Origin of the sequence: Glutamicibacter uratoxydans, assembly GCF_050753455.1 — a bacterium.
GTDB classification, from domain to species: domain Bacteria; phylum Actinomycetota; class Actinomycetes; order Actinomycetales; family Micrococcaceae; genus Glutamicibacter; species Glutamicibacter uratoxydans_A.
On record NZ_CP192736.1, the window covers coordinates 2,332,449 to 2,359,442 of the forward strand.

28 protein-coding genes and 3 pseudogenes are annotated in these 26,994 nt (G+C 58.9%); 8 read left to right on the plus strand and 23 right to left on the minus strand.

Features of this window, described 5'->3' with window-relative positions:
* Nucleotides 1-97 precede the first annotated feature (97 nt).
* The 3 genes and pseudogenes from ACQQZ8_RS10690 to ACQQZ8_RS10700 form a co-directional block, all read right to left on the minus strand.
* Nucleotides 98-295, minus strand: a pseudogene (locus ACQQZ8_RS10690) (AraC family transcriptional regulator); the annotation flags it as partial.
* A gap of 39 nt (nt 296-334) precedes the next feature.
* The gene (locus ACQQZ8_RS10695) at nt 335-916 is read right to left on the minus strand and encodes a CDP-alcohol phosphatidyltransferase family protein (protein WP_050803074.1); all 582 of its coding nucleotides are present in this window, start codon (nt 914-916) and stop codon (nt 335-337) included.
* Nucleotides 913-1,599 (minus strand): DedA family protein, encoded by a 687-nt coding sequence (locus ACQQZ8_RS10700; protein WP_431709813.1) that lies wholly within the window; start codon nt 1,597-1,599, stop codon nt 913-915. The genes ACQQZ8_RS10695 and ACQQZ8_RS10700 overlap by 4 nt, the downstream gene beginning before the upstream one ends.
* A 30-nt stretch (nt 1,600-1,629) precedes the next feature.
* Here ACQQZ8_RS10700 and ACQQZ8_RS10705 point away from each other — a divergent pair, with 30 nt between their 5' ends.
* Complete coding sequence (locus ACQQZ8_RS10705) at nt 1,630-3,051, plus strand: sensor histidine kinase (RefSeq protein WP_074690056.1); 1,422 nt, start codon at nt 1,630-1,632, stop codon at nt 3,049-3,051.
* Nucleotides 3,048-3,725, plus strand: a complete 678-nt coding sequence (locus tag ACQQZ8_RS10710; RefSeq protein ID WP_010154757.1) for a response regulator — start codon at nt 3,048-3,050, stop codon at nt 3,723-3,725. The genes ACQQZ8_RS10705 and ACQQZ8_RS10710 overlap by 4 nt, the downstream gene beginning before the upstream one ends.
* A 352-nt stretch (nt 3,726-4,077) precedes the next feature.
* Here ACQQZ8_RS10710 and ACQQZ8_RS10715 read toward each other — a convergent pair whose 3' ends face one another.
* Nucleotides 4,078-4,248: a hypothetical protein gene (locus tag ACQQZ8_RS10715; protein WP_155818981.1), complete on the minus strand. Its 171-nt coding sequence runs from the start codon at nt 4,246-4,248 to the stop codon at nt 4,078-4,080.
* Nucleotides 4,249-4,611: 363 nt separating this feature from the next.
* Nucleotides 4,612-5,835: a tetracycline efflux MFS transporter Tet(33) gene (tet(33), locus tag ACQQZ8_RS10720; protein WP_074690335.1), complete on the minus strand. Its 1,224-nt coding sequence runs from the start codon at nt 5,833-5,835 to the stop codon at nt 4,612-4,614.
* Between the two features lie 38 nt (nt 5,836-5,873).
* On the opposite strand from tet(33), the gene ACQQZ8_RS10725 reads away from it, so the two are divergent.
* The 3 genes and pseudogenes from ACQQZ8_RS10725 to ACQQZ8_RS10735 form a co-directional block, all read left to right on the plus strand.
* On the plus strand, nt 5,874-6,443 hold the full coding sequence (locus tag ACQQZ8_RS10725) for a TetR/AcrR family transcriptional regulator C-terminal domain-containing protein (RefSeq protein ID WP_010154754.1): 570 nt from the start codon (nt 5,874-5,876) through the stop codon (nt 6,441-6,443).
* A 347-nt stretch (nt 6,444-6,790) separates the two neighbouring features.
* The gene (locus ACQQZ8_RS10730) at nt 6,791-6,925 is read left to right on the plus strand and encodes a hypothetical protein (RefSeq protein ID WP_255180144.1); all 135 of its coding nucleotides are present in this window, start codon (nt 6,791-6,793) and stop codon (nt 6,923-6,925) included.
* Nucleotides 6,926-7,106: 181 nt separating this feature from the next.
* Nucleotides 7,107-7,478, plus strand: a pseudogene (locus ACQQZ8_RS10735) (relaxase domain-containing protein); the annotation flags it as partial.
* 11 nt (nt 7,479-7,489) lie between these two features.
* On the opposite strand, the gene ACQQZ8_RS10740 reads toward ACQQZ8_RS10735, so the two are convergent.
* The 6 genes from ACQQZ8_RS10740 to dfrA27 form a co-directional block, all read right to left on the minus strand.
* Complete coding sequence (locus tag ACQQZ8_RS10740; protein WP_001389365.1) at nt 7,490-8,254, minus strand: IS6-like element IS6100 family transposase; 765 nt, start codon at nt 8,252-8,254, stop codon at nt 7,490-7,492.
* Between the two features lie 168 nt (nt 8,255-8,422).
* The gene (locus tag ACQQZ8_RS10745) at nt 8,423-8,923 is read right to left on the minus strand and encodes a GNAT family N-acetyltransferase (protein ID WP_000376623.1); all 501 of its coding nucleotides are present in this window, start codon (nt 8,921-8,923) and stop codon (nt 8,423-8,425) included.
* A gap of 127 nt (nt 8,924-9,050) precedes the next feature.
* Entirely contained in the window at nt 9,051-9,890 is an 840-nt protein-coding gene (sul1, locus tag ACQQZ8_RS10750) for a sulfonamide-resistant dihydropteroate synthase Sul1 (RefSeq protein ID WP_000259031.1), read from the minus strand.
* Nucleotides 9,884-10,231, minus strand: coding sequence for a quaternary ammonium compound efflux SMR transporter QacE delta 1 (locus tag ACQQZ8_RS10755; RefSeq protein WP_000679427.1), 348 nt, complete (start codon nt 10,229-10,231; stop codon nt 9,884-9,886). Before ACQQZ8_RS10755 ends, sul1 begins: the two co-directional genes overlap by 7 nt.
* 116 nt (nt 10,232-10,347) lie before the next feature.
* Nucleotides 10,348-11,193: an AadA family aminoglycoside 3''-O-nucleotidyltransferase gene (locus tag ACQQZ8_RS10760; protein WP_431709814.1), complete on the minus strand. Its 846-nt coding sequence runs from the start codon at nt 11,191-11,193 to the stop codon at nt 10,348-10,350.
* A 180-nt stretch (nt 11,194-11,373) separates the two neighbouring features.
* Complete coding sequence (gene dfrA27 / locus ACQQZ8_RS10765; RefSeq protein WP_001749985.1) at nt 11,374-11,847, minus strand: trimethoprim-resistant dihydrofolate reductase DfrA27; 474 nt, start codon at nt 11,845-11,847, stop codon at nt 11,374-11,376.
* Between the two features lie 154 nt (nt 11,848-12,001).
* Here dfrA27 and intI1 point away from each other — a divergent pair.
* A pseudogene (gene intI1, locus ACQQZ8_RS10770) lies at nt 12,002-12,598 on the plus strand (class 1 integron integrase IntI1); the annotation flags it as partial.
* A gap of 53 nt (nt 12,599-12,651) precedes the next feature.
* Here the strand turns inward: intI1 and ACQQZ8_RS10775 are convergent.
* Nucleotides 12,652-13,416, minus strand: coding sequence for an IS6-like element IS6100 family transposase (locus ACQQZ8_RS10775; protein WP_001389365.1), 765 nt, complete (start codon nt 13,414-13,416; stop codon nt 12,652-12,654).
* 120 nt (nt 13,417-13,536) lie between these two features.
* On the opposite strand from ACQQZ8_RS10775, the gene trxB reads away from it, so the two are divergent.
* Nucleotides 13,537-14,523, plus strand: a complete 987-nt coding sequence (gene trxB, locus ACQQZ8_RS10780) for a thioredoxin-disulfide reductase (protein ID WP_430267890.1) — start codon at nt 13,537-13,539, stop codon at nt 14,521-14,523.
* Between the two features lie 81 nt (nt 14,524-14,604).
* Here trxB and ACQQZ8_RS10785 read toward each other — a convergent pair whose 3' ends face one another.
* The 11 genes from ACQQZ8_RS10785 to coaA all read right to left on the minus strand — a co-directional run bounded on the left by ACQQZ8_RS10785 (nt 14,605) and on the right by coaA (nt 24,996).
* Complete coding sequence (locus ACQQZ8_RS10785) at nt 14,605-15,102, minus strand: universal stress protein (RefSeq protein WP_430267891.1); 498 nt, start codon at nt 15,100-15,102, stop codon at nt 14,605-14,607.
* Nucleotides 15,103-15,355: 253 nt separating this feature from the next.
* Nucleotides 15,356-17,296: a heavy metal translocating P-type ATPase gene (locus tag ACQQZ8_RS10790; RefSeq protein WP_431709815.1), complete on the minus strand. Its 1,941-nt coding sequence runs from the start codon at nt 17,294-17,296 to the stop codon at nt 15,356-15,358.
* On the minus strand, nt 17,293-17,661 hold the full coding sequence (gene cmtR, locus ACQQZ8_RS10795; protein ID WP_430267893.1) for a Cd(II)/Pb(II)-sensing metalloregulatory transcriptional regulator CmtR: 369 nt from the start codon (nt 17,659-17,661) through the stop codon (nt 17,293-17,295). Before cmtR ends, ACQQZ8_RS10790 begins: the two co-directional genes overlap by 4 nt.
* A 727-nt stretch (nt 17,662-18,388) precedes the next feature.
* Nucleotides 18,389-19,465: a tRNA (adenosine(37)-N6)-threonylcarbamoyltransferase complex transferase subunit TsaD gene (gene tsaD, locus ACQQZ8_RS10800; RefSeq protein ID WP_431709816.1), complete on the minus strand. Its 1,077-nt coding sequence runs from the start codon at nt 19,463-19,465 to the stop codon at nt 18,389-18,391.
* Nucleotides 19,462-19,926: a ribosomal protein S18-alanine N-acetyltransferase gene (rimI, locus tag ACQQZ8_RS10805; RefSeq protein ID WP_431709817.1), complete on the minus strand. Its 465-nt coding sequence runs from the start codon at nt 19,924-19,926 to the stop codon at nt 19,462-19,464. The genes tsaD and rimI overlap by 4 nt, the downstream gene beginning before the upstream one ends.
* Nucleotides 19,926-20,600: a tRNA (adenosine(37)-N6)-threonylcarbamoyltransferase complex dimerization subunit type 1 TsaB gene (gene tsaB / locus ACQQZ8_RS10810; RefSeq protein WP_431709818.1), complete on the minus strand. Its 675-nt coding sequence runs from the start codon at nt 20,598-20,600 to the stop codon at nt 19,926-19,928. The genes rimI and tsaB overlap by 1 nt, the downstream gene beginning before the upstream one ends.
* A complete protein-coding gene (gene tsaE / locus ACQQZ8_RS10815; protein WP_431709819.1) occupies nt 20,593-21,174 on the minus strand; it encodes a tRNA (adenosine(37)-N6)-threonylcarbamoyltransferase complex ATPase subunit type 1 TsaE in 582 nt (193 codons plus the stop codon). The genes tsaB and tsaE overlap by 8 nt, the downstream gene beginning before the upstream one ends.
* Nucleotides 21,167-22,396: an alanine racemase gene (alr, locus tag ACQQZ8_RS10820; protein ID WP_431709820.1), complete on the minus strand. Its 1,230-nt coding sequence runs from the start codon at nt 22,394-22,396 to the stop codon at nt 21,167-21,169. Before alr ends, tsaE begins: the two co-directional genes overlap by 8 nt.
* A 118-nt stretch (nt 22,397-22,514) precedes the next feature.
* Nucleotides 22,515-22,907: a large conductance mechanosensitive channel protein MscL gene (mscL, locus tag ACQQZ8_RS10825; RefSeq protein WP_431709821.1), complete on the minus strand. Its 393-nt coding sequence runs from the start codon at nt 22,905-22,907 to the stop codon at nt 22,515-22,517.
* A 101-nt stretch (nt 22,908-23,008) separates the two neighbouring features.
* Entirely contained in the window at nt 23,009-23,842 is an 834-nt protein-coding gene (locus ACQQZ8_RS10830; protein ID WP_431709822.1) for an IS5 family transposase, read from the minus strand.
* Between the two features lie 176 nt (nt 23,843-24,018).
* Nucleotides 24,019-24,996, minus strand: coding sequence for a type I pantothenate kinase (gene coaA / locus ACQQZ8_RS10835; protein ID WP_431709823.1), 978 nt, complete (start codon nt 24,994-24,996; stop codon nt 24,019-24,021).
* Nucleotides 24,997-25,112: 116 nt separating this feature from the next.
* On the opposite strand from coaA, the gene glmS reads away from it, so the two are divergent.
* Nucleotides 25,113-26,984, plus strand: coding sequence for a glutamine--fructose-6-phosphate transaminase (isomerizing) (gene glmS, locus ACQQZ8_RS10840; protein WP_431709824.1), 1,872 nt, complete (start codon nt 25,113-25,115; stop codon nt 26,982-26,984).
* The last annotated feature ends 10 nt before the right edge of the window (nt 26,985-26,994 follow it).

Sequence of the window (26,994 nt, forward strand, 5' to 3'; positions counted from 1 at the left end):
GCTACGCAAGGAGTTTGCTCATAGGATATTCAATCGGCCGCTGGCAAATCTCAAATCAGAAAACGGATTCGGTTTCGAGAATCCACTTCTTCGCGGGGGGAAGCGTGCGCATCAGTTCGCGTGCGGCAGGCTCGTCGAAGGAGACGACACCACAGATCAGCTGTGCTGCCCGGCCGCCGCCCCCGTGCTGGAGGATCGAGTAGCTCGTGCTCAGGTACTCCTGGGGAAGGAGGTCGACCCTCGGGCCGCATTCAACCGCGCCTTCACCCGGGTCAACGGCCAGACCCCCGGCTCTCTGCGTGGACGCCGGAGAAGATAGCTGAACGGCCTGGGCTCACATATCGGGCGGATCTGCGCGGTTGTCACGGAGGAGAGCGCGGACGTAGCCGAATCCTGCGACAGCGTGGAGGAACGCTCCTACGACGCAAAGGACTCTGCCTGCGGCTCCGACTGGATGGAGCGCGGGGACCAAGCTGACTCCGATGAGCGCAAGGCCTGCCATAAGCGCCGCGGTACGTACCTTGCCGACACGGGAGACCTTCGGCGCTCGTGCAGGACGAGTCACCAGGTAAGTGACGGCAAGTGCAGCGTCGACGGCTGCGATGGTGAGAACGACTCCGAGGGAGAGATGACCTGCTACGGCGAGGGCGAGTGCGATCGTCGCAACGCCGACGCGGTCTGCGACAGGATCGAGTACCGCTCCCGTGGCACTGACCTGGTTCAGGGCGCGAGCGAGATAGCCGTCGATCCAGTCGCTTGCGCCGAAGACCGCCAGGAGTACGACAGTGAGGACCGGCTGGGCATGGTGGAGGACGAGGATGACAATCGGAACCACGAGCCCAAGCCGCAGCAAGGTGATGAGATTGGGCAGAGTCGCCCAGTCGGGGCGCGGGTGTGCCGAGGACATGCGGTTCATGCGCGCACCCCACGCTTGTGGCGTGCGAAGAGCCAAAGGACGAGTGCAGCGGCCACGACGATGAGTGCGGGCAGAGTGTAGCGCTCAACGACGTCGAGCAGTGCGTTTCCGATGAGCGCACCACCGACGACCCAAAGCCCCGCCCAAAGCAACGCCGCGACACCACAAGCGGTTGCGAACCGCGAGTATGGCACCGCTGAGGCGCCGGCTGCAGCAGCGACAAGGGTGCGGATACCCGGAAGCAGACGGGCGAGGATCACAATCCAGAACCGGCCGGCAACGTAATATCGTGCCTTCTCCCAGCGGTCCCGGCCCAGGCGCTTGATCAGTCTGGTGTCGCCGAGGCGGGCTCCAAGACCGCGTCCGACCGCGAACCCCACATGATCTCCGAGGAATGCGCCCAGCGCAGCAACGAACACACCGGCGGCGAGCAGCTCGGCACGGTCAGAGAGCGTGACCGCGGCCAGGACGATGCCCGTTTCCCCCGGGAGGACAGCACCGATACCGAGGGCTGCGTCAAGGGCCGCGAACAGGAGCATGCAGGCGAGCAGGAGCGTGACGTGCTCGCCTGCCTGCGCAAGGAACATGCGGAGAAGATCGACCATGCATACGACGGTAGATTCACGGGTCAACGTGCCGATATTGCCGAATGCCCATTCATGACCTAACGATCGTGAGTTCACCGGGCGGAGTCGCGCGCATAGATTGGGAGTATGAGTGGTAGCTCCAATGATCCCGCGACACTCCGCCGTCGGCAGACCATCGTTGGATGCGTCGTCGCGATCAGCGGCGGCACGTCCACGCGTTGGTTGCCCGATGCTCCCGTGCTGGTGCTGAGCCTTATTGCGACTGCTGCGATCGTGCTGATGTTCGCAACCCCGGCTGCGCGGGTGCGCGTGATCCTTGCTGGTTCCGTGCTCGCCGCTACCGTCGTCAGGCTCCCCGAGTTGCGAGTCGAGGAGATCGTCGAGGGCCTTGTGTATGGTCTGCTGACCGCCCTGGTGCTCGCCGCACCGCTGACCACGCGGCGCGCGGTGTCGCAGAGGCGAGAGTTTCACCGCCGAGGCTGGGAGCTTGCCGCGATCGAATCCAGACGACGGGCAAGCCAGACCCGTGAGGTCCTGCAACGAGAGCGGATGAGCCTTGCCGCGGAGATGCACGACGGCCTCGGCCACTCCTTGACGCTCATCGCCGTCCGGCTCGGACAGCTCTCCCTCACACCCACGCTTCCGGATACCGACCGGGCAGAGGTCTCCGGTATCCGCACGATCGCAGCGGACGCGGCGGATCAGCTCGGCCTCGCCGTTCGACTGCTGCGCCAGTCCGAAGACCCGGCTGCCGGATGGAGCTCCCCGAGCATCGACGAAGCAGTGACCGGTGCTCGTCAGGCCGAGATGCACGTGGAAACGCACATCGCCGCAGATCTGTCCGACCGACTCAGCGATGAAGCGCTCAACACTGTCGCGCGGGTGGTGCAGGAAGGGCTCACCAACGCGTCCAAGCACGCTCCTGGGCAACCGGTCACCGTGCGCATCGAGGTCGAGGGCGATATTGTCACTGCGATCGTTTGCAATCCGCGTGACAAGGAGGCGTCCTCAGCCCATCCGCTCGATGGTGGATTCGGACTGCATGGCCTGCGGCATCGCGCCGCGATGCTGGGCGGCGCCCTCACCGTCCATCAGATGCCGACCGAGTTCGCACTGACCCTCACCCTTCCCGCGCACGCACGCCCATCCGCGGACAGCGCAGCACCTGATGGCGACATCGTCGCCGCCGAGGACGATGCCGCGATCCTTCGATCCCGCGCCACCCGTGCTGCCATCGCCGTTCCCACAGCCATCCTCGGCGCACTCGTGTTCATCGCGGTCGCTTACTTCGTGCTCGCCAACACGCTATCGGTGATGACCACGGCACAGTTTGCGGACATCTCCGTCGGAGACACCCAAGAGACGGTCGAGCGATCCCTCCCCGCCCTGGAGATGCTCGATCCTCCACGCGATGAGTTCCCGCCTCGCCCCGACGAGACCTGTCACTATTACGAGGCGGAAATCAGCTTCTTCGAACGAGTCGACGTCCACGTCGTCTGCTTCGCCTCCGACCAGGTCAGCAGGATCGGAACGGTTCCCGCGCCATGACCCCGGAGGATCGCACCGACACCCCGCCGATCCGTGTCCTGATCGCGGATGACGACCAGCTCGTCCGCACCGGCGTCGCCGCTATTCTCGCCTCCGCCACTGACCTTGACATCACCGCCCTCGCCAGCAACGGCCACGAGGCCGTCGACGCCGCGGCAACACACCGCGTTGACGTCGCACTGCTGGATATCCAGATGCCACGACTCGACGGCATCGGAGCTCTCCGTGAGATCCGGCACCGACTGCCCGAGCTTCCGATCGCCATGCTCACCACCTTTTCCGACGACCATCTCATCGCCGATGCGATCAACGCCGGCGCCCTCGGTTTCCTCCTCAAGTCCGACGAACCTCAGCAACTCATTGCCGGCGTCAGGGCCCTCGCGCACGGCGGAGGCGCGTTCTCCCCTCGAGTCGCCCGCTGGCTCGCCGCCGAGCAACGAGCGGGCCACCGCACCCGAACCGCGCGAGACGAACTCACTGCCCTGCTCACCGAGCGCCAGATCGAGCTCCTCACCCACATCGCTCGCGGACTCTCCAACGCCCAGATCGGCAGGGCCATGCATCTGTCCGAAGGCACCGTCAAGCAATACGTCTCCCAGCTCTTCAACACCCTCGGCATCGACAACCGTGTCCACGCCGCCATCACCGCCTACCGACATGGACTCATCACCTGAAGCCGACCCTGACCACACTAATGGTGGGTAGTGGCGCACTCGAGAGCATGGTCATCGTCGGCATCTAGATGGCGGTCGTCTACAGCGGCGCAATCTTTTAACCAAAGTGGACAGCGCGTCCGCGATCAGTCCCCGCTCCCCTGATCGTCGAAGGCAGTAGCGTCGTGACGGTTTCGATGCGCGTGATGATCGCGAGGGATGGCTACAAGCACCTCCTGCGCACGGTCGCGGCCAAGGACGACGACCGCGAGCCAACCCCGTAGGGCCGGCAAAGTAGTTGCGTTTCGATCGGGTAGTTTCTGCGGTTCCCAGATTACGGGCTTAAGGGTCGTTCGTGCTGTCCGCACAGGCCTCAGTCAACCTGCGTCTCGATGCAGTAGCGTCGCAGTTCTGCGATCATCGCGGTCTTGGGGGTGCTGACGAAGCGGAACGCATGGCTGAAACGGACGCGCATTCCTCCAGCCTCGAGGTAGCCGTCGCAGGAAGCGCGTCGTCCGTGGGTGACGACAGAAATGACCTCCACCCGCTCGGGAGAACGGCGGGCGCACCTCTCGGGCTGCACTGGGGCCGCTGTGTGTGGATTTCTCGATGAGCGTCCAGCTCATGTCATCGGCAAGCCACTCGGAGAGGGCCTCCAGCTCTCCCTTGGCCCGGTTCACAACGAAGTCTCCGTCAACGCACTTCCGTGAAGACTCATGGTGCTATGGCTCGATCCGATGCGCCCGGCCTTTCTCCGCGATCGGCACGCACATTTCGATGGGTCTATCAGGCTCCCAGCTGACCTGTCCTTGGTAGATGATGCCGAGTTTCCCGGTGGCGCCGTCTCGCTAGTCGGCCATGGCGAAGCAGTGTCGCCGCCGTGTTGCTCCTGCTCACGTCTCACAACTCACATCGAGTCGCCGCTCGCCCATGAGCCGAACTTCGGGGACGCTGCTGTACCACGCATGATGAGAATCACGCAGGGCACGTAGAGTGCTGCGGCGCAGAGCCAGAGGAAGCCGTCGGCGTTGATGTAAGTGAGCGCGAAGATCGTTGTGAAAGCGACCGGTCCGAAGATCGATGTGACGCTGTTGATGCTGGCGAGCACACCCTGGAGGCGCCCTTGGTGCTGTTCATCGACGCGCTGGGAGAGAAGGGTTTGCAGAGCGGGGAGGCCGATGCCACCGATCCCCAGTGCCGCCAAGATAGGCGCCATGGAAAATGCGTCAGTGACAATCGCCAGGCCTACGAGACCCAAGGCGTCGGTAACACACCCGATGATGACTGTTTTTGCCTCACCGATCCACTCCACGATGCGGCCAGTAAGGAGGGCCTGCACGAGAACCTGTACGATCCCGAAGACGGACAGGGAGATTCCAACTTCGACGGGACTCCAGTCGAGGCGGTGTTCAGTAAACAGCACCCAGGTCGCACCTGGAGCCTGCCCAATGAATTGAACAAGGCCGAATGCGACTAATAGGAAGGTAATCCCAGGCACCGCGCTGAGGCCGGGGCGACCACGATGCTGAGCGAGCGACGCAGAGCGCGCAGGGGAATCAGGACGGGTCTCGCGTAACAAGATAAAGGTGAGTGCCAGATTGCTCGCTGAGAGAAGAGCAGCGAGCAAAAACGGCAGATGTGGCGAGATGGCACCGAACAGTCCACCCATGGCTGGCCCCGCGATCATTCCGCCGCCATAGCAGGCACTGAGTAAACCGAAACGCTTGGCGCGCTGGTGGGGTGGCGTGATGTCGGCGATCACGGTGGCGGTGACCGCATTGGTCGCTCCGGTTATCCCAGCCACTGCACGGGCGATATAGAACACCGACAGAGCGGATGTCGTGGCGAGCACGAGATAGTCGACGGTCGCACCGGCCAGGGAAACAAGCAGCACCCGGCGGCGGCCGAATCGGTCCGACAGTGTTCCCAGTACGGGGGCAAAGATGAACTGCATTACCGCGTAGAGCGCGATCAGCACTCCGACGTTCAGCGGAACCGCATCAGCGGTGACCCCTGCCTCGTGTAGCAGTGCGGGGAGAATCGGCATCACCAGGCCCATGCCGGCGGCGTCGAGGCTAGCCGTGATGAGGACCGTGGCCAACGAGCCACGAGCGGAAGTGAGAGATGACACCTTATCAACGATAAAGTTATCGATGATAAAGTGCAAGCATGGCTCAGAAACAAGCGCGACTCGATCGTGCAGCAGTCTTGCGCGGTGCGAGGCATGTGCTCAATAACACGGGGATCGACGGTTTCACCACGCGGGCGCTGGCTGCGCATCTGCGGGTGCAGCAGCCAGCGCTCTACTGGCACTTTCGGACAAAGGGCCACCTGCTCGGATCGCTCGCAGCTGATGTGCTTGATCGCGAACACCACGCCTCACTCCCAGAGTCAGGGGAGCGCTGGGACGACTTTCTCCTGCGCAACGCGCGGAGCTTCCGGACAGCGCTTCTGGCAGTCCGGGATGGAGCACGGCTGCACGCAGAGTTTCACCGTCAAAAGAGTGACCAGATGCCAGCGGGCTCGGATGCCCCCGAAAGTCAGATCGAGTTTCTCGTGTCCGAAGGATTCGCTGAGGTCTCTGCGGTCCGAGCTCTCATGGCTATCAGCCGCTATACGGTCGGTTTCGTACTAGAAGAACAAACAGCGCTCGACAACGGATGTGAGCCTGTCGATCAAGACCTAGATTTCGAGTTCGGGTTAGTTGCAATGGTTGAAGGGCTGGCATCAAAGCGATGAGGGATGCTCGCGCTTTGGGTCTCTGCGTCAGTAAGGTCAATCCTTTCCCGCTCCCGCAGCAGCTCCTCCGCGATACTGACGTTTTGCTCATGGCTACGGAGCTCACTAACGAGCAAATCAGGGACCGTATGCATGTCGCGTCGCGATCGCGGAACGGCACATCAGCAGCATCTTCACCATGCTCGACCTTAACGAGCGCACAGGAAACAAGCGCGTCATCGCCGTCCTCGAGTACCTCAAGAACTAAGCGTCGAGTGCGTGACCGGCGCGATGACCATAGGTAACGGCGGTTTAGCATCGGTGCCGCATCTTGACACGACTCAATCCGCGACAGCTAACCTCCGCATATGGAGTTCGACGGAATGGAGATCCCCGACGATATCGAGGTCACGGTCTGGGGGAGCAACGAGCACCGGCTCTGTAACGTCTGCCGCGCAGAATGCGACCCCGAGCCGAGCGGCGCCGACGGGTACGGCGTGTGAATCGTCTACGTCTGCCGCGACCACGGAGTCCAATCCGTCGTGGACCCATTCGAGCATCTCCGTTGAAGCGCGCTCTTCGCTATCTCCCTGCATTGACGCAAACATCGCGCTCTCCGCCTTCCGAGGGTAGATCCCAAGATCTGCGGCGCACCTGCCCAGTGTGACGATCTCGATCAGGGTCATGACCGCTGGGGACGGGTACCGGTACCTGCTGAACGCAGTTGTCGCTGGCGACGGGGATCGCGATGCGTCGTCAGCGCTGACAAGGTACTACCTTGAAGCAGGAACGCCTCCCGGCATCTGGCTCGGGGCCGGCCTCCCAGGACTCGCCGGAGAGATCGCCGTCGGTGCCTCGGTGAGCGAGGAGCAGTTACGGCGCCTCATGGGGCACGGGCAGGATCCGAACAGCGGCGAGCAACTGGGGCGTCCGTACCGAAAGTTTGCCACCGCGGGCGAGCGGACGCAGCGCCGCCTCGATCAGCTCCCGAAGTCCCTTACCGCAGGTGAGCGGGCTCTGTTGCAAAGATTGGCGGCAGTCAGAGGTAGGCTGTCGCTCTGCGCCGATCAGGCGGCTGCTGCGAAATGGTGGTTGAGCATGCCCATGGCCTCCGTCAGCGCCGAGGGCCCAATGCCAAAAGCTCTCTCCACAAGGCGCACCTCGCCCCTGATGCCGGGCTGCAGGCACCAGGGGCGAGCCTGTCCTTTGCGCAGGGCTCGCATGACTTCGAATCCCTTGATCGTGGCATAGGCCGTGGGGATCGATTTGAAACCGCGCACCGGCTTGATCAGTATCTTGAGCTTTCCGTGATCGGCCTCGATCACGTTATTGAGATACTTCACCTGCCGGTGGGCCGTCTCCCGGTCCAGCTTTCCTTCGCGCTTCAATTCGGTGATCGCTGCACCATAGCTCGGCGCTTTGTCGGTATTGAGCGTGGCAGGCTTTTCCCAGTGCTTCAGGCCTCGCAGGGCCTTGCCCAGGAACCGCTTCGCTGCCTTGGCGCTGCGGGTCGGCGACAGGTAGAAATCGATCGTGTCGCCCCGCTTGTCGACTGCCCGGTACAGGTAGGTCCACTTGCCCCGCACCTTGACGTAGGTTTCATCCAGGCGCCAGCTCGGATCAAAGCCACGCCGCCAGAACCAGCGCAGCCGCTTCTCCATCTCCGGGGCGTAGCACTGGACCCAGCGATAGATCGTCGTATGGTCGACCGAAATGCCGCGTTCCGCCAGCATTTCCTCAAGGTCGCGATAGCTGATCGGATAGCGACAATACCAGCGCACCGCCCACAGGATCACATCACCCTGGAAATGGCGCCACTTGAAATCCGTCATCGTTCCGTCCGTCCAATCTCCGCCAAGCATGCTCAAGCTTCACGATTTTTGCAACAGAGCCATATCGACAACCTCTCGCGCAACCAAGACATCGCGGTCGGACTGCAAGTGATCTTGAAGCCACGGGCCCGTCCCACCCCGACATGGACCTCGATGCCCGAACGGACGTTAGATTTCGAGTTCTAGGCGTTCTGCGATGAAGGTTGGATCCCAGCCGGGATTGAAAGTGTCGACGTGGGTGAATCCGAGCCGCTCGTATAGGCCACGCAGGTTCGGGTGGCAGTCGAGCCGCAGCTTGGCGCACCCCTGCGTTCGCGCGGCATGGCGGCAAGCCTCGATCAGCGCGGAGCTGACACCCCGGCCCGCATGTGTCCGTCGCACCGCGAGCTTGTGCAGATATGCGGCCTCCCCCTTGAGGGCGTCGGGCCAGAACTCGGGATCCTCGGCCGACAAGGTGCAACAGCCGACGATGCCGTCGCTGCAACTCGCGACTAGGAGCTCGGATCTCAGGACGAAGGTCTCCGCGAATGTCCGGTCGATCCGCGCGACGTCCCAGGCGGGCGTTCCCTTGGCGGACATCCACGCCGCAGCGTCGTGCATCAGCCGCACAACCTCGTCGATATCACCCGAGCAGGCGACCCGAACGTTCGGAGGCTCCTCGCTGTCCATTCGCTCCCCTGGCGCGGTATGAACCGCCGCCTCATAGTGCAGTTTGATCCTGACGAGCCCAGCATGTCTGCGCCCACCTTCGCGGAACCTGACCAGGGTCCGCTAGCGGGCGGCCGGAAGGTGAATGCTAGGCATGATCTAACCCTCGGTCTCTGGCGTCGCGACTGCGAAATTTCGCGAGGGTTTCCGAGAAGGTGATTGCGCTTCGCAGATCTCCAGGCGCGTGGGTGCGGACGTAGTCAGCGCCATTGCCGATCGCGTGAAGTTCCGCCGCAAGGCTCGCTGGACCCAGATCCTTTACAGGAAGGCCAACGGTGGCGCCCAAGAAGGATTTCCGCGACACCGAGACCAATAGCGGAAGCCCCAACGCCGACTTCAGCTTTTGAAGGTTCGACAGCACGTGCAGCGATGTTTCCGGTGCGGGGCTCAAGAAAAATCCCATCCCCGGATCGAGGATGAGCCGGTCGGCAGCGACCCCGCTCCGTCGCAAGGCGGAAACCCGCGCCTCGAAGAACCGCACAATCTCGTCGAGCGCGTCTTCGGGTCGAAGGTGACCGGTGCGGGTGGCGATGCCATCCCGCTGCGCTGAGTGCATAACCACCAGCCTGCAGTCCGCCTCAGCAATATCGGGATAGAGCGCAGGGTCAGGAAATCCTTGGATATCGTTCAGGTAGCCCACGCCGCGCTTGAGCGCATAGCGCTGGGTTTCCGGTTGGAAGCTGTCGATTGAAACACGGTGCATCTGATCGGACAGGGCGTCTAAGAGCGGCGCAATACGTCTGATCTCATCGGCCGGCGATACAGGCCTCGCGTCCGGATGGCTGGCGGCCGGTCCGACATCCACGACGTCTGATCCGACTCGCAGCATTTCGATCGCCGCGGTGACAGCGCCGGCGGGGTCTAGCCGCCGGCTCTCATCGAAGAAGGAGTCCTCGGTGAGATTCAGAATGCCGAACACCGTCACCATGGCGTCGGCCTCCGCAGCGACTTCCACGATGGGGATCGGGCGAGCAAAAAGGCAGCAATTATGAGCCCCATACCTACAAAGCCCCACGCATCAAGCTTTTGCCCATGAAGCAACCAGGCAATGGCTGTAATTATGACGACGCCGAGTCCCGACCAGACTGCATAAGCAACACCGACAGGGATGGATTTCAGAACCAGAGAAAGAAAATAAAATGCGATGCCATAACCGATTATGACAACGGCGGAAGGGGCAAGCTTAGTAAAGCCCTCGCTAGATTTTAATGCGGATGTTGCGATTACTTCGCCAACTATTGCGATAACAAGAAAAAGCCAGCCTTTCATGATATATCTCCCAATTTGTGTAGGGCTTATTATGCACGCTTAAAAATAATAAAAGCAGACTTGACCTGATAGTTTGGCTGTGAGCAATTATGTGCTTAGTGCATCTAACGCCTGAATTAAGCTGCGCCGCGAAGCGGCGTCGGCTTGAATGAACTGTTAGACATCATTGGCGTGGAGCCGAGCAGACTGGCGGCTTCGTGCTTCAGAAAGTAAATGAACGCAGTCAACTGATCAGCGCGTGAGGCCAAGCAATCCATCCCTTGTCCAAGGTAAGCCTGCTGGGCTTCAAGCAGCACGGGCTGATGTTGGACGGGCAGGCGTTCCATTACCCAGTTGGCAGCTACATCCTTCGGCGCGATCTTGCCGGTTGCTGCGCTGTACCAAATGCGAGACAAAGTAAGCACTACATTCCGCTCGTCGCCTGCCCAATCCGGTTGTGAGTTCCATAGTTTCAAGGTGTCGGCCAGTGCTTTGAATAGATCGCTTTCCGGGACTGAGTTGAAGAAATCTTCCGCGGCCGAACCTGCCAAGGCAAGGCTGTGTTGCCTTGCTTTAGTTAGCAGAATAGCCAGATCAACATCGGTTGTCGCGGGCTCGAAGATGCCCGCAAGAATGTCCTTGCGCTGCCACTCCCCGAATTGCAGTTCCCGTCTGGCTGGATAACGCCAAGGAACAACATCGCCGTACACGACGATGGTAACTTCCAAGGCACGGAGAGCTTCACTTTGGCCGGGAGAAGCGGAAACTTCCAGGAAATCTACGAACAGAGCCTGCCGCACAGTCTCATCGAGCTGTGCAGTCACAGTAACCAGCAAATCAATATCACTGCATGGCTTCAGGCCACCGTCGAGTGCAGAGCCGTACAAATGCACGGCCAGCAACGTCGATCCCAGATGATGCTCGATGACGTTGAGTGCCTGTGATAGCCTTACCGAAATCTCGGCGGGCACTGCGTTGCTCATGATGTCTAACTCCCAATTTGTGTAGGGCTTATTATGCACGCTTAAAAATAATAAAAGCAGACTTGACCTGATAGTTTGGCTGTGAGCAATTATGTGCTTAGTGCATCTAACGCCGCTAAGCAGCGGCACATTTTGCGTTTTGAGCGCAGCGAAGCAAAATGTGTCCGATGGCTTGGATGGTTAACCCCTTTGCCAGATTTGATAGCGATAATTTATATTTGAATGAAATTCCTGCTCGAACACCACATTGAACTCTTTGGGGATTTCCGGAAAGAAAACATTGCCCTCTGGCTCGGAATCTATTGTCGAGATATGTAGCGTGTCGGCATGGGCGATCAGACTCTTGTAGATCTCTCCACCACCAGAAACAACAACATGGTTCGTAAGAGTCTTTAGCTCCCTCATTGCTGCTTCTATAGATGGAAACACAACCACATCATCGTTAGTAGCTACCGATCCTGAGCGGCTGACAACTGCATACTTTCTATTTGGGAGAGCCCCCATTGCCTCAAATGTTTTACGGCCGACTAAGAGCCATTGATTGTAAGTTATTGCTTTAAAAAGCAGCTGCTCACCTTTAGCGTTCCACGGGATATCCGAGCCGCAGCCAATAACCCCATTTCTTGCTTTTGCAGCCATTAGTGATATTTTCACGATACTCCTTTGGGTTAACTTTGTTTTAGGGCGACTGCCCTGCTGCGTAACATCGTTGCTGCTCCATAACATCAAACATCGACCCACGGCGTAACGCGCTTGCTGCTTGGATGCCCGAGGCATAGACTGTACAAAAAAACAGTCATAACAAGCCATGAAAACCGCCACTGCGCCGTTACCACCGCTGCGTTCGGTCAAGGTTCTGGACCAGTTGCGTGAGCGCATACGCTACTTGCATTACAGCTTACGAACCGAACAGGCTTATGTCCACTGGGTTCGTGCCTTCATCCGTTTCCACGGTGTGCGTCACCCGGCAACCTTGGGCAGCAGCGAAGTCGAGGCATTTCTGTCCTGGCTGGCGAACGAGCGCAAGGTTTCGGTCTCCACGCATCGTCAGGCATTGGCGGCCTTGCTGTTCTTCTACGGCAAGGTGCTGTGCACGGATCTGCCCTGGCTTCAGGAGATCGGAAGACCTCGGCCGTCGCGGCGCTTGCCGGTGGTGCTGACCCCGGATGAAGTGGTTCGCATCCTCGGTTTTCTGGAAGGCGAGCATCGTTTGTTCGCCCAGCTTCTGTATGGAACGGGCATGCGGATCAGTGAGGGTTTGCAACTGCGGGTCAAGGATCTGGATTTCGATCACGGCACGATCATCGTGCGGGAGGGCAAGGGCTCCAAGGATCGGGCCTTGATGTTACCCGAGAGCTTGGCACCCAGCCTGCGCGAGCAGCTGTCGCGTGCACGGGCATGGTGGGCTCTGTTGCAAAGATTGGCGGCAGTCAGAGGTAGGCTGTCGCTCTGCGCCGATCAGGCGGCTGCTGCGAAATGGTGGTTGAGCATGCCCATGGCCTCCGTCAGCGCCGAGGGCCCAATGCCAAAAGCTCTCTCCACAAGGCGCACCTCGCCCCTGATGCCGGGCTGCAGGCACCAGGGGCGAGCCTGTCCTTTGCGCAGGGCTCGCATGACTTCGAATCCCTTGATCGTGGCATAGGCCGTGGGGATCGATTTGAAACCGCGCACCGGCTTGATCAGTATCTTGAGCTTTCCGTGATCGGCCTCGATCACGTTATTGAGATACTTCACCTGCCGGTGGGCCGTCTCCCGGTCCAGCTTTCCTTCGCGCTTCAATTCGGTGATCGCTGCACCATAGCTCGGCGCTTTGTCGGTATTGAGCGTGGCAGGCTTTTCCCAGTGCTTCAGGCCTCGCAGGGCCTTGCCCAGGAACCGCTTCGCTGCCTTGGCGCTGCGGGTCGGCGACAGGTAGAAATCGATCGTGTCGCCCCGCTTGTCGACTGCCCGGTACAGGTAGGTCCACTTGCCCCGCACCTTGACGTAGGTTTCATCCAGGCGCCAGCTCGGATCAAAGCCACGCCGCCAGAACCAGCGCAGCCGCTTCTCCATCTCCGGGGCGTAGCACTGGACCCAGCGATAGATCGTCGTATGGTCGACCGAAATGCCGCGTTCCGCCAGCATTTCCTCAAGGTCGCGATAGCTGATCGGATAGCGACAATACCAGCGCACCGCCCACAGGATCACATCACCCTGGAAATGGCGCCACTTGAAATCCGTCATCGTTCCGTCCGTCCAATCTCCGCCAAGCATGCTCAAGCTTCACGATTTTTGCAACAGAGCCACCTGAACTAACCAACAACTAAGAACTTCTTTACCGTGCTCGATGAAAGGCACCCGCTCATGAGCGTTGACTCTACTGAAGCCATCCGCAACGTCATCATTATCGGCTCAGGCCCTGCCGGATACACCGCGGCGATCTATACCGCCCGCGCAGATTTGGCACCTTTGGTCATTGCCGGTTCAGTCACCGCCGGCGGCGAACTCATGAACACCACGGAGGTTGAAAACTTTCCGGGATTCACCGACGGCATCATGGGGCCCGTCCTGATGGACAATATGCAGAAGCAGGCTGAACGTTTCGGCGCTGAAATTCTCTTCGATGACGTGACTCACGTTGAGTTGGATGGCGAAGTGAAGAAGGTGACGGCCGCCAACGGGCAGACTTATCGTGCCCGCACTGTCATCCTGTCCACAGGTTCGGCCTACCGCACTTTGGGTGTCTCCAATGAGCAGCGCCTGACTGGCCACGGTGTATCGTCCTGCGCCACCTGTGATGGGTTCTTCTTCCGCAATCAAGAAATCGCTGTCATTGGCGGTGGTGATTCGGCGATGGAAGAAGCCTTGTTCCTCACCAAGTTTGCTGCCAAGGTGACCGTCGTGCATCGCCGTGACACACTGCGTGCCTCCAAAATCATGGGCGACCGGGCTCTAGCCCATCCCAAGATCGAATTCTTGTGGGATAGCACTGTCACCGATATCGACGGAGACGAGAAAGTCACCGGATTGCAGATTGAAAATCTGCGCACCGGAGCATCGAGTCGCTTAGCGGTCACCGGTGTATTTGTTGCGATTGGCAACGACCCCCGCACCGACCTGGTCAAAGATCAGCTAGAACTGACCTCTGCGGGAACGATCGCTGTCGAGGCCCGTACCTCGAAAACCTCTGTCGCTGGTGTCTTTGCTGCCGGGGATGTCATTGACCCTACCTACCGTCAAGCAATTACGGCCGCGGGGTCCGGTTGCGTTGCGGCCTTGGACGTCACCCATTATTTGGCCGCTGGGGAAACGACGGACACGACAACTGATAAGTCTGCGCAGCTCGTCTAACTCTCTGGGCAGAAGAGGTGGGGCCGGCCGGTGAATTGGCCGCGGCTCCGGTTTCCCCCGACTCTGTGAAATTGTTTGGGGTTAGTGGTCGTGCCGTCTGTGCGCGGGTGGAACGATCAAGAGCGGACGCTGCTGGTACGCGGCCAGGTGCGCACCGGTGGACTCTCCAACGAGCACTGAAATGCGCGAGCTCACGGAGGTTCGTCTAGTTCCAATAATGAGCATCGACGCACAGGACTCATCTGCAAGCCGAGAGAGCGCTCTCCACGGTTCACCAGCCAGGATCCGCAATCTCCACGACACGTCGCGGCCAACTATGTGCGCTTCGATAGTCTCTAACAGCGTCAGGGCGTCGACGGTGTTCTCTTCATCCAAGTCATCAGGATGCAGGGAGCGATTGATGATGTTTTTACTGAAGCCCCACTCGGTGAGATAGCTATCGGGTTTCACGTAGGCGAAAACAAGGGGCACACCGAGTTGGTGCGCAAGATCCGTGGCGCAGGTCAAAACCTCGGGATGCTGGTGAGGAATGAACCCCACGATCAGTGGCCCGGCCAAGTTCTCCTGGTTCGACAGCATGACAACCCCCAACTGCCTTTGACAGGTAGTGCATCCGTTGTGGTCTCAGGATGACGGAAAACTCTCCCGCGCAAAAGGTCCTCTTCGATGATTTACATGCCGTTCCTTTTGGCTGTACGTATCGAATAGCGATTTTTACAGCAAGAAGTGGCGTAGCAAACAAATAACATGACGCTGACTTCTAGATTTGAATGCGGTGCATTCTCCCCGTTGGGAACAGTGCACCGCCTTCAACAGCATTAACGATAGTTTTCTAGGTCAAGACTGTATCGGGTTGTCGGGTTAGTTGTGCCCGGCGAACGCGAGCCGCGCGTAAACCGTTAGCAATCACCACGACCTCGGCTACCTCATGAACGAGCACGACGGCTGCTAACCCCAGCACACCAGTGACTGCCAGCGGTAGCAGAACAATGATGATAGCTAAGGACAAAATGATGTTCTGATTCATGATGGTTCGACCCCGTCGCGCATGTGACAAAGCCTGCGGGATCAACCTCAGATCATGACCGGTAAAAGCAACATCAGCCGATTCTATGGCCGCATCAGCACCGGTCGCTCCCATCGCAATACCCACCGTGGCAGTAGCCAAAGCGGGGGCATCGTTGATCCCATCACCAATCATCCCTGTTGGAACCTGCTGCACCGACGCAGCGACTTCACGAGCTTTATCTTCGGGGCGCAGCTCGGCATGAACGGTGTCGATGCCTGCGATAGCAGCCAACGCATGGGCAGTACGCGCGTTATCCCCGGTCAGTATGAGCACGTCAATTCCCTGATCACGCAGGTGACGAACCGCTTCAGGAGCTTCAGGGCGCAGTTCATCGCGCACACCGATCACACCAATGACCCGCCCTGCACGAGTCACCATCACACAGGTTTGCCCCGATGCTTCCATGCTTTCCACGGCAGGTGTGAGTGTTCCCGGGGTGATCCAGCGAGGGCTACCCACCGCGACCGGCTCACCGTTGAGTACACCAGTAATGCCATGTCCAGGTTCTTCAGCAACCTCGGTTGCTTCAGGGATCGCCGATGCCGCTGAGCTAATGGCCCTAGCCAAGGGGTGGGTGCTGTGGTGTTCCAGAGCTGCGGCAACATTGAGCACAGCATCCTGGCTCACACCATCAACAGCGTGAACCTGAGTCACCGCTGGCTGATTACGGGTCAGTGTGCCCGTCTTATCTACTGCAATACGGCGCAGTGAACCTAAACGTTCGAACGCTGCACCACTTTTGATGATGACCCCAAATTTACTGGCAGCACCGATCGCGGAAACAACGGTCACGGGAACAGCGATCGCCATCGCACACGGGGAGGCGGCAACCAGCACCACCAGGGCGCGGGTGATCCACGTTTCCGGATCACCCACAAGAGAACCGATGATGGCCACCAGGACGGCTAGGACGATCACCCCAGGAACAAGCGGTCGGGCAATACGATCGGCTAGACGAGCTCGCTCACCGCGTTCCGCCTGAGCTTGCTCGACCAGGCTCACCAGCGTAGTCAATGAGTTATCAGTGCCGTTGGCTGAAGCGGTCACTTCTATGGATCCTGAAGTGTTGATTGAACCGGCGGCGACCTGGTCACCTACGGACACATCCACGGGAATGGATTCACCGGTAATCGCCGAGGTGTCTAAACTGCTAGACCCCTGGCTGATCACCCCGTCAGTAGCAAGGCGTTCTCCTGGCTTCACACGCAGGAGATCACCAACCCGAATCTCTGATGCGCTGACAACGGTTGGCATGCCGCCGCGGATGACCGTTGCTGTTTCTGGGACCAGCTTCAGTAAGGATCGCAGTCCTGACCGTGCACGGTCCATGGCCTTATCTTCAAGGGCTTCAGCGATGGAATACAAGAACGCCAGCGCGGCGGCTTCCTCAACGTAGCCCAGGATGACCGCACCGACCGCGCTGATGGTCATCAGTAGCCCGATACCGATTTTTCGATTCGAGAACAGATTGCGAAGGGCGCCAGGAACAAAGGTATATGCGCCGAGCAGTAGACCGATCCAGAAGAAGACTAGGGCTACTACTTCAGCGGTATCGCTTGAAGTGGTCCATTCAAGGATCAGGCCGGCGAGGAAGAAAACGCCAGAGGTGATAGGAATGAGCACATGCCAATCCCGGTACCAGGGCAGTTCTTCCTCGATTTCGACGGTGATTTCCGGTGATTCACAACCGCACGCGGAACTCATACTTTATCCTCGACTATTAGTGAACTATCGGTAGTGCAGTCCGGACAGGAAGAATCTACACACGGCACTTGGTCATCGACGGCTAAGGTCACATCCACGAGAGCGCTAAGTGCCGTGGTCAGATGCGGGTCGGTGATTTCGTAGCGAGTTTTACGTCCCTCGAGTTTCGCCACGACAATCCCGCACCCCCGCAAGCAGGTCAGGTGATTCGAGACGTTCGCCCGACTCAACCCCAAGTCCTCGGCTAACTGTGCAGGGTATCCCGGTTCATGCAGCAAAGATAGAAGGATACGCGAACGCGTGGGGTCGGCCATGGCGCGGCCGAGCCGGTTCATCGCTTCGATCCGCGATTCAATATTCATCATAAACTGTACTATACAGTAGATAATGTATAGACGATCTCGTGTCATAAACATTCGTTTTCGGTTCGGAACTGCATACTCACACTGAACTTCAATGCCGAACTTTGAGCTGTATTGGAACTTCAATTGCGCGCGCCGTCCCTACAAGATCGCACCGTTCATGGTGCCTGACGTTTCATCAGTTATCTCGTTGCCGGCCCAGCTGATCGGCCCCACCTGCTCTCGCAGGCACCTTCCGTAGTTCGTCCACGCTTCCGGAACCACAGCAACGTTGGGCCTGCCCGGCGCGCACCTATACATGCTCCTCGAGAAGTTCGTATAGTCAAGTAGCTTCCTCGCCTGCTCACCATAGAGATGAACCAGCTGCTGTAGTACTCACGCTATGCTGCGAAAGTTCCAGCGCATCAATTCCACTCGCTTCGCAGACGACCATGAGAATTCTTGGGACCTTCGGATCCGGGCTGTTGTCGAAGGTCAGGAAACCTATTGCATTATTTGGAATTCCTTCGCCGATCAATCCTTACTCGCTCCAGAAGGGCCGCTCATCGACAGCGAAAGTCTTGTTCAGCCGCCGAGCCGCTAAGTGCAATTCAGGCCCTAGTGCAAGTGCCGTTCGGGAAACGCGGGACGAAACTAGATATTCGCCCGGTGTCCAGGGATCGCGGCCACAATGACCCGCTTCTCAATAGACGGAAGCACACAAGAGTTAGCTGACAGAGAACCAAATTTTTCACATACTGAGTGAAATTTCGGTCACCGGCTGCGAGGAATCTGTAGCAAAATCTAACCCACTCGGGGAAGCACCAGCCATAACTAGCTGCGCACCGAGCGCAGCCACCATTCCACCGTTATCGGTGCACAACGAGAACGGTGGGATAGTTAGGTCGATTCCGGCCGAAGCGCACCGTGCTGCGAGAAGGTCACGAAGTCTCGTGTTAGCAGCAACTCCCCCGCCTAGCAAGAGTGTGGTCATCCCATGCTCAGTGCACGCTTTAACAGCCTTGGACGTGATCACGTCGACAACCGCTTCTTGGAAGGACGCGGCAATATCATTGACCGGTACTTCCAGACCTTGAGATTCAAAGTGCTCAACACACCGAGCCACGGCAGTCTTAAGCCCTGAGAATGAGAAGTTGTAACGGTGCTTTCCGGGACTCTCCGCGCTGCCGGTGAACTTCGGCAGGCTCAGTCCGCGTGGGAAGCGGAAGGCCTTGCGGTCGCCTTCTGCCGCGGCCTTATCAATGGCGGGGCCGCCGGGGTACCCCAGCCCGAGCAGACGAGCGACCTTGTCGTAGGCTTCTCCGGCCGCATCATCGATCGTTGCCCCGAGGAGCTGCACATCATCGGTCAGCGAGGACACTTTCAGGATTTCGGTGTGACCGCCGGAAACCAACAGTGCCCCGAAAGTCGCCGGCAGTGGCTTCCCGTCAAGGACGCCAACGCCCACGTGTGCCACGAGGTGGTTGATTCCGTACAACGGCTTCCCGGTTGCTAGCGCAAGTGCTTTAGCCGCAGCAACACCAACCATCAATGCCCCAGCCAGCCCCGGACCGCTGGTCACCGCGATCGCGTCAATGTCATCCAATTCCACCTTAGCTCCGGCCAGAGCGGCATCCAAGGTGGGGATGAAGGCCTCAAGGTGCGCGCGGGCAGCAATCTCTGGGATCACTCCCCCGAAGCGTACGTGCTGGTCCATGGAACTGGAGACGGTGTTGGTCAACAGTTGGGTGCCGCGCACAATTCCGACACCGGTTTCGTCGCAGGAGGATTCGATGCCCAAGACGATCGGGGCTTTGCTGGTGCTCATGCGTTTTCCTCTTCGTCGCGTAGTCGGAGCTGCATAATCAATGCGTCAGTGCCATCGCGGTAATACTTGGGTCGTTCGTGGATCTTACTGAATCCCATTGACAGGTAAAGACCGATAGCTACCGGGTTGTCTTTGCGTACTTCCAGCATCACGTCTCGGGCGTTTAGTTCCCGAGCCTTGTCAATCATGACGTTCATCAGTGCTCGGCCAAGTCCTTTACCCTGCATTGTTGGGTCAATGGCAATGGTCTGCACATCCGCGAAGGGCAGTACCGTGCACAACCCGGCGTAGCCCACAATCTTCTCCCCCGTCTCATAAACCCAATAGTTGCGGGTTTGCGTCTGGGCGAGCTCTGCTTCGAAGAGTTCGATTGGCCAGGCATCGGTGGGAAAGGTTGCAGTTTCTAGTTCATAAACTGCCGGGATGTCGGCGGCGGTCATGCCGCGTAGAACCGGTCCCATTATTTGCTCTGCTTCATGAAGGCTGGCACCTGGGCGTCGGATTCACGCAAGTAGAGTGGTGCGGTACTGGATAAGTCGGCACCGTTTGCCAGTTCGGCGAGCGCCTTGGGGGCAAGGTCTGTCGCGCGAGTGAGCCATTGGTTGCTGGTCTCTGAGACGGTGGCACCGGCCTCGGTCAGCGCTTCGGTGTAAAGCCCGGCCCCAATACCGTGGACTGGTAGGGCTGGAAGTTCGGCGGCTGGACCAACGTGTGGTCCGTCCTGCAGTTGACCATCGGAGTTGAATCGGGCCCAGTACACTTCGCGGCGACGGGCATCGGTGGCCACAAGGAAGTCCCCGGTTGGTGCCAGTTCGTTTTGCACCCGGTGTGCTAGTGCCAGCAGCGACATCGCCCCGTAGAGCGGAACCGACCAGACATAGCTAAAGGTGCGTGCAGCGACCAGTCCAACACGGAGCCCGGTGAAGGGTCCTGGTCCGGTACCAACGATGATGCCGGCGAGGTCTTTGCCCTTGATACCGGTTTTCGCAAGTACGGCGTGGACATAGCTGGCGAGTGTTTCGGTTTGGTCGTTACCGCGTTCGCTCTGGCGTTCGGCGAGCGTGGTTCCAGCGGCGTCATCAAAGACAGCCACTGAGGTGTTCGCGGAGGTGTCGATCACTAGGTAATTACTCATGCTCGGTCTCCAGAGCGTCGATTCGTTCAAGTGCTTCGTTGATCTTCTGAAGGGTCAGGTTCCAGCGTTCTTCGCTCCAAGCCGGCCCTATTCCGGCTAAGCGCATGGTCCGGCGCTCATCCCCCTCATCCTCATCATCGAATTCCCAGGAGGCCGCGGTGTGGTTCGCTGGCAGGCTGGCGCGTTCCAACTCGATTTCGAGACGTGAGTCGGCAAGGTGTTCCACCTTGTCCTTGCCCCATTCCACCACGGTGACCGACTCTGCTGCGGTGGATTCCAAATCTAGGGTGTCGACTTCGTGCGGGTCGGCCAATCGGTAGGCGTCCACATGCACGAGTGCGGGACCGCCAATTTCGCTCGGGTGGATCCGGGAGAGCACAAAGGTCGGGGAGATGATCCCCGCACGTACGTGCATCCCTTCACCCAGTCCTTGGGTGAAGGTGGTCTTCCCTGCCCCCAACTGGCCGGTGAGGATGAGTAGGTCTCCGCCGCGCAGCTGTTCCCCGAGGGCGTGACCTACGGCTTGAGTTTGAGCGACCGAGGAGAGTTGAAGCTGGATACTGCGCTCACTCACCGTTAGTGTCTTCTTCCTCAAGGGCGGACTCTCCCCAGCTGCCTTCGAGGTAGACCCGGGGAACGCGCGGTGAGATGCGGGTGACCACCTCGTAGTTGATCGTTCCTGCGGCGTTCGCCCATTCGGTCACCGAGGGGCCTTCCTCACCGAAAATAATTGCGGTAGCCCCCAAGAAATGCTCGGGATCAATATCAGGGCCGAGATCAACCACGCACTGGTCCATGGCGATGCGGCCACGGACCGGGTAGTCCTTGCCGTGAATAGTCACCGGGGCTCCGGTGGCGATGCGGGGTAACCCGTCGGCGTACCCCAGAGGGATCAAGCCGAGGTAAGTCTGCTCGCTGGTGCGGTAGTTCAGGCCGTAGGAGACGCCCTGATCCTTATTGACCTTCTTGACGTTCGCTACCCGGGCTTGCAAGGTCATGGCCGGGCGTAACCCAAAGCTATCTGGCTCGTCACCTTCGAAAGGGCTTAGTCCATAGAGTCCTAGGCCAAGGCGCACCATGTCATGATGAGCATCCGGGCGGGAGAGGATGGCCGGGGTGTTAGCAATGTGGCGGACTTCCAGTCCGAAACCGGCAGCTTCGACCTTGCTGATCGCCAGATCGAAGGCTTCAAGTTGTTCATCGGTTTCCACGCGTTGTGGTTCATCGGCCACGGCCAAATGGGAGAAGACTCCTACAACTCGCAGCAGGCCTTCGCTTTGGTAGTCCTTGGCCTGTTCAAGCAGTTCATCCAGCGCGTCTAGGGTGGCCCCATTACGTCCTAGGCCGGTGTCGAGTTTGAGGTGAATGCGGGCCGGGGTTTCGACCTTGCGGGCTGCGGCGGCGATGCACCCCAGTTCCCCGAGCGAAGAAACACCCAGATCAATATCCGCGGCAATCGCATCTTCAAAGGGGGTATCGGTGGTGTGCAGCCAGGCCAGCATCGGGGATTCAATGCCGCGTTCGCGCAGTGCCAATGCTTCGGAGACGTGTGCGCAACCGATCCAGCGAACACCGGCTTCCAAAGCCGCGCGAGCCACCCGGTAAGCGCCATGACCGTAGCCGTCGGCTTTGACCACAGCCATCACCTTGGCCGGGGCGACCAGCTCGGTCACCTGTCGCACATTATTTCGAATGGCTGAGAGGTCGATCAGGGCCCGTCGCTCCCAGGGATTGTGAGCCACTCCAGGTGCTTCGAGATTCCGCTGCTGTTCCACTTCATAATTCACATCTGCCATCTTCCCACTTTTTCACTTTTCATGCGTAGGCGAGCCGATACGTCACGGGGCGGGTCGCTCACCAAATACCTGGTGAACAACCCGCCCCGGGCGGAGGGTGGATGGAAATAAATCTTATTTAGCGCAGTTTGGCGAGCTCATCGCGAATTTGAGTGAGCAGCTCAATCTGTGGATCGGCTTCAGGCTCTTCTTCGACGATCCCACGGCGACGAGCCACGGCCTCATTGACCTTGTTCATCGGCATGACAACGACGAAGTACACGGCGGCAGCAATCAACAGGAAGTTAACCAACGCGGTGAGGAACACCCCGATCTGGATCAAGTTACCGTTGATATTGATGACCAAGAAGTCGTCAAAGCTCGGTGCACCGACCAGAGCTGAAATCAATGGCATGAGCACGCTGTCTACCAATGCGGTGACAACGGCCCCGAACGCGGCACCGATAACGACGGCAACGGCCAGATCAACCACATTGCCTTTTAAAATGAATTCGCGGAATCCCTTAATCATGGCTTGATCATACACAGCAATAACAATGAAAAGGGCACAGTATTGAGTAGGAATTCCAGTTTTTCTACTAAGAGACCGCGCCAATAGGGAACCACTGAATCTTAAGGCTTTCGATTAGGCCGTGAATCCCACCGATGCGTCACCCACGCTTCTCGGATCAGCCTACGGATCACAATAATGCTGTTCGCCAGGCTGATCATGGCATCAATGACCTTCGCTTTGCGTTCGGTGCAGATCGCTAATTTCTTGAACCCACGGTTATGCCACGAGTTCGTACGTTCCACGACCCAACGGACCCCGGCCTGCAAAGGTTCGCCCTTGGTACTGATCTCCCAATCGCACCCTAACTCGGTGAGCAGGTCCCGAGTCTTGCGGCTGTCGTAGCCGGCATCCAAATGGACTTTGATCCGTTCTGGCAGCTGGTAACCGAAACGGGAAAGTCGTTCCAGCGTCGGGCGCAGCAGCGGGGAATCATGCCGGTTGGCGCCGGCGATGACGCATCCTACCGGGATGCCTTTTCCATCGGTCATCACGGAGCGTTTGGTGCCTTGCTTGCCCCGGTCTACCGGGGATTTGCCGGAAGCTTCACCGCCGCAGGGCGCTTTGACCAGGCAACCGTCGATGACCAGGTTCTCCAGATCCAGTCCGACGATCCGGTCGTAGGACTCAAGGCAGATCTGTTCCAGATCGCTGAAGATGCCGGCGGTGATCCATTCATCTCGGCGGCGTCGGATGGTGGTCGCCGAGCAGGTGGTGTCGCTGATCTTCTCGTAGGCTGCGCCCAGGACGAGGATTTGGATGAGCTTGTCGAAGACGATCCGGTCGCCGATTCTGGGCTTGTGGCAGCCCAACGGGTGGGTGCTATGGCGTTCGGGGAGCAATGCCTCGAATTGGTGCCAGAGGGGGTCAATGATGGAAGATGGTAGGGCAGGCACGTGACTTCCTGTGTCAAACGTTTTCTTGGTCGAAATATGTTTAACACTGTCCGTGCCTGCTTTACTGCTTAATGACGTGCCTGACTTGGTTAATTACGCTGGCATTAATACTTATCCTGGGTGGGGGGTCACCTATTGGCGCGATCTCTAAACCACACCCGTGGTTCATATTGAGATCAAATTTTACGCAGCAACATCCGGTTCACCGAATGATCTCCACTCTTACGCAGGACCAACTGAGCGCGGCCCCGGGTTGGTAGAACGTTCTCGCGCAGATTCGGTTCGTTGATCCGATCCCAAATTCCCTTGGCGGTCTCCCGGGCTTCGCTATCGCTGAGCTGCGCGTAGCGGTGGAAGTAGCTGGCAGGGTTGGAGAATGCACCCGAACGCAGCTTCATGAAGCGCTGGATGTACCACTCTTCAATGTCGCTGGTGCGGGCATCGACGTAAACGGAGAAGTCGAAGAAGTCACTGAGCGCCAGGCCCACGGTTCCATCGGAGCGGATCCGTGCCGGTTGCAGAACGTTGAGCCCTTCGACAATGAGAACTTGTGGTGAGCGAATCACATTGCGTTCACCGGGCAGGATGTCGTACGTCAGGTGCGAATAGATCGGGGCGCTGACTTCGGGGGCTCCAGATTTCACGGCTGAGACAAAACGCAGCAAGGCGCGGCGGTCATAGGATTCGGGGAACCCTTTGCGCTCCATTAGCCCGCGGCGGGTGAGTTCTTCGTTGGGATACAGGAATCCGTCGGTGGTGATCAGTTGAACGTCAGGTGTTTGCGGCCAGCGGCGTAGCATTTCGCGCAATACACGGGCGGTGGTGGATTTACCGACAGCAACTGAACCGGCTACCCCGATCACGAACGGGGTTTGCCGCGTCTGCTCACCCAAAAAAGTGGTGGTGGCCTGATGTGTTGCCCCGGCCCCACGCACGTATAAATAGAGCAACCGGCTCAAAGGTAGGTACACATCACGAACTTCGTTGAGGTCCAACCCGTCGCCAAGACCACGCAACCGGACAATGTCTTCTTCATTGAGCGGCTGCTCCATCCGGTTCGAGAGTCTCGCCCAAGTTTGTCGGTCTAATTCGACATACGGGGAGATCGAAATGTCTTGAAGCTTCGTTGGTTCCACGAAAGAAAATTGTGCCAAGGATTGCTCCCACACCCAAACCTAAGACCATTCGGTGACTCAAGACACAATTTTTTCTGGTTTCCACACCGAAAATTTTCTGTCTGCAATGCACCATAGCCGGTAGTCTTTTTGGCATGTGCGGAATTGTTGGATATGTAGGTACAGCGACCAAAGCTGGCAATCATGGTGCGATCGAGGTTCTCATCGAGGGTCTGCGCCGACTCGAATACCGAGGATATGACTCGGCCGGTGTGGCGGTAGTAGCCGACGGTGCGATCCATGCCCGGAAGAAGGCTGGCAAGTTAGCCAACCTCGAAAATGAGATCGCCGAGGACCCCTTACCCGGCTCATTCACCGGTATCGGTCACACCCGTTGGGCCACACACGGTGGACCGAGCGATGTTAACGCCCACCCCCATCTAGCCGATAACGGAAATCTCGCCGTCATCCACAACGGCATTATCGAAAACTTTGCCGAAATCAAGGCACTACTGGTGAAGGACGGGTTCGAGTTCCTTTCCGAAACCGACACCGAAGTCGCTGCCGCGCTTTTAGGTAAGACCTATCGTGAGCAGGAAACCAAGGACCTCACCGAAGCACTGCGGTCCACCGTAAACCAGCTAGAGGGTGCTTTTACCCTGCTGGCCACCCACAAGGATCACCCGGGCGTGGTGGTGGCAGCCCGCCGCAACTCGCCACTGGTGTTGGGCTTGGGCGAAGGCGAGAACTTCCTCGGTTCGGACGTTTCGGGATTTATCGACTTCACCCGTCGCGCCGTGGAACTGGGTCAGGACCAGATCGTGACCATTACCCCGGATACTCATTCGATTATCGGTTTTGACGGCAACGCCGCCGAGGGCAAAGAGTTCACCGTGGATTGGGATGCGGCGAGCGCCGAAAAGGGCGGTTTCCCTTCCTTTATGGAAAAGGAAATCTATGATCAGCCCGCCGCGGTGGCTGACACCCTGCTGGGTCGCTCCGATGCCGAAGGCCGGATGACTCTGGATGAGCTGCGCATCGATGCAGAGGAGCTGGCCAGTGTAAGCAAGATCGTGGTGTTGGCCTGCGGTACCAGCGCCTACGCCGGTTCGGTTGCTAAGTACGCGATTGAAAAGTGGTGCCGAATCCCGGTAGAGGTCGAGCTCTCCCACGAGTTCCGTTACCGCGAACCGATTGTGGATGCGCAGACGCTGATCGTGTCGATCTCGCAGTCTGGTGAAACCATGGACACGCTGATGGCCGTGCGTTATGCCAAGGAACAGGGCGCGAAGACCTTGTCGATCTGTAACACTAACGGCTCCACCATCCCCCGTGAGTCCGATGCGGTGCTTTACACTCACGCCGGCCCGGAAATCGCGGTGGCTTCCACCAAGGCCTTCCTGGCACAGATCACCGCCACCTACATTCTGGGTCTTTACTTGGCTCAGTTGCGCGGGAACTTGTTCACCGGTCAGATCAAGGACATCATGGCTGACCTGGGTAAGATTCCGGCCAAGATTCAAGACATTCTGGACCGCTCGGATTCCATCCGCGAATTGGCTCGCTCCATGTCCGAGGCATCCTCGGTGCTGTTCCTGGGACGCCACGTGGGCTACCCGGTGGCCATGGAAGGTGCGCTGAAGCTGAAGGAAATCGCCTACATCCACGCCGAAGGATTTGCTGCCGGCGAGTTGAAGCACGGCCCGATCGCACTGATCGATGACGGTCAGCCGGTATTCGTGGTGGTTCCATCTCCACGTGGCCGCGATTCGCTGCACTCAAAGGTGGTGTCGAACATTCAGGAAGTCCGTGCACGCGGTGCCAAGACCCTGGTGATCGCCGAAGATGGCGATGAAGCGGTTCAGGCCTACGGCGAGTTCGTCTTCTACGTGCCAGAAACCCCCACCCTGCTGATGCCGCTGCTGGCCACCGTGCCACTGCAGCTATTCGCGTGCGAACTGGCTACCGCCAAGGGCTATGACGTGGATCAGCCACGTAACCTAGCCAAGTCGGTCACCGTGGAATAAGAATTCCTGC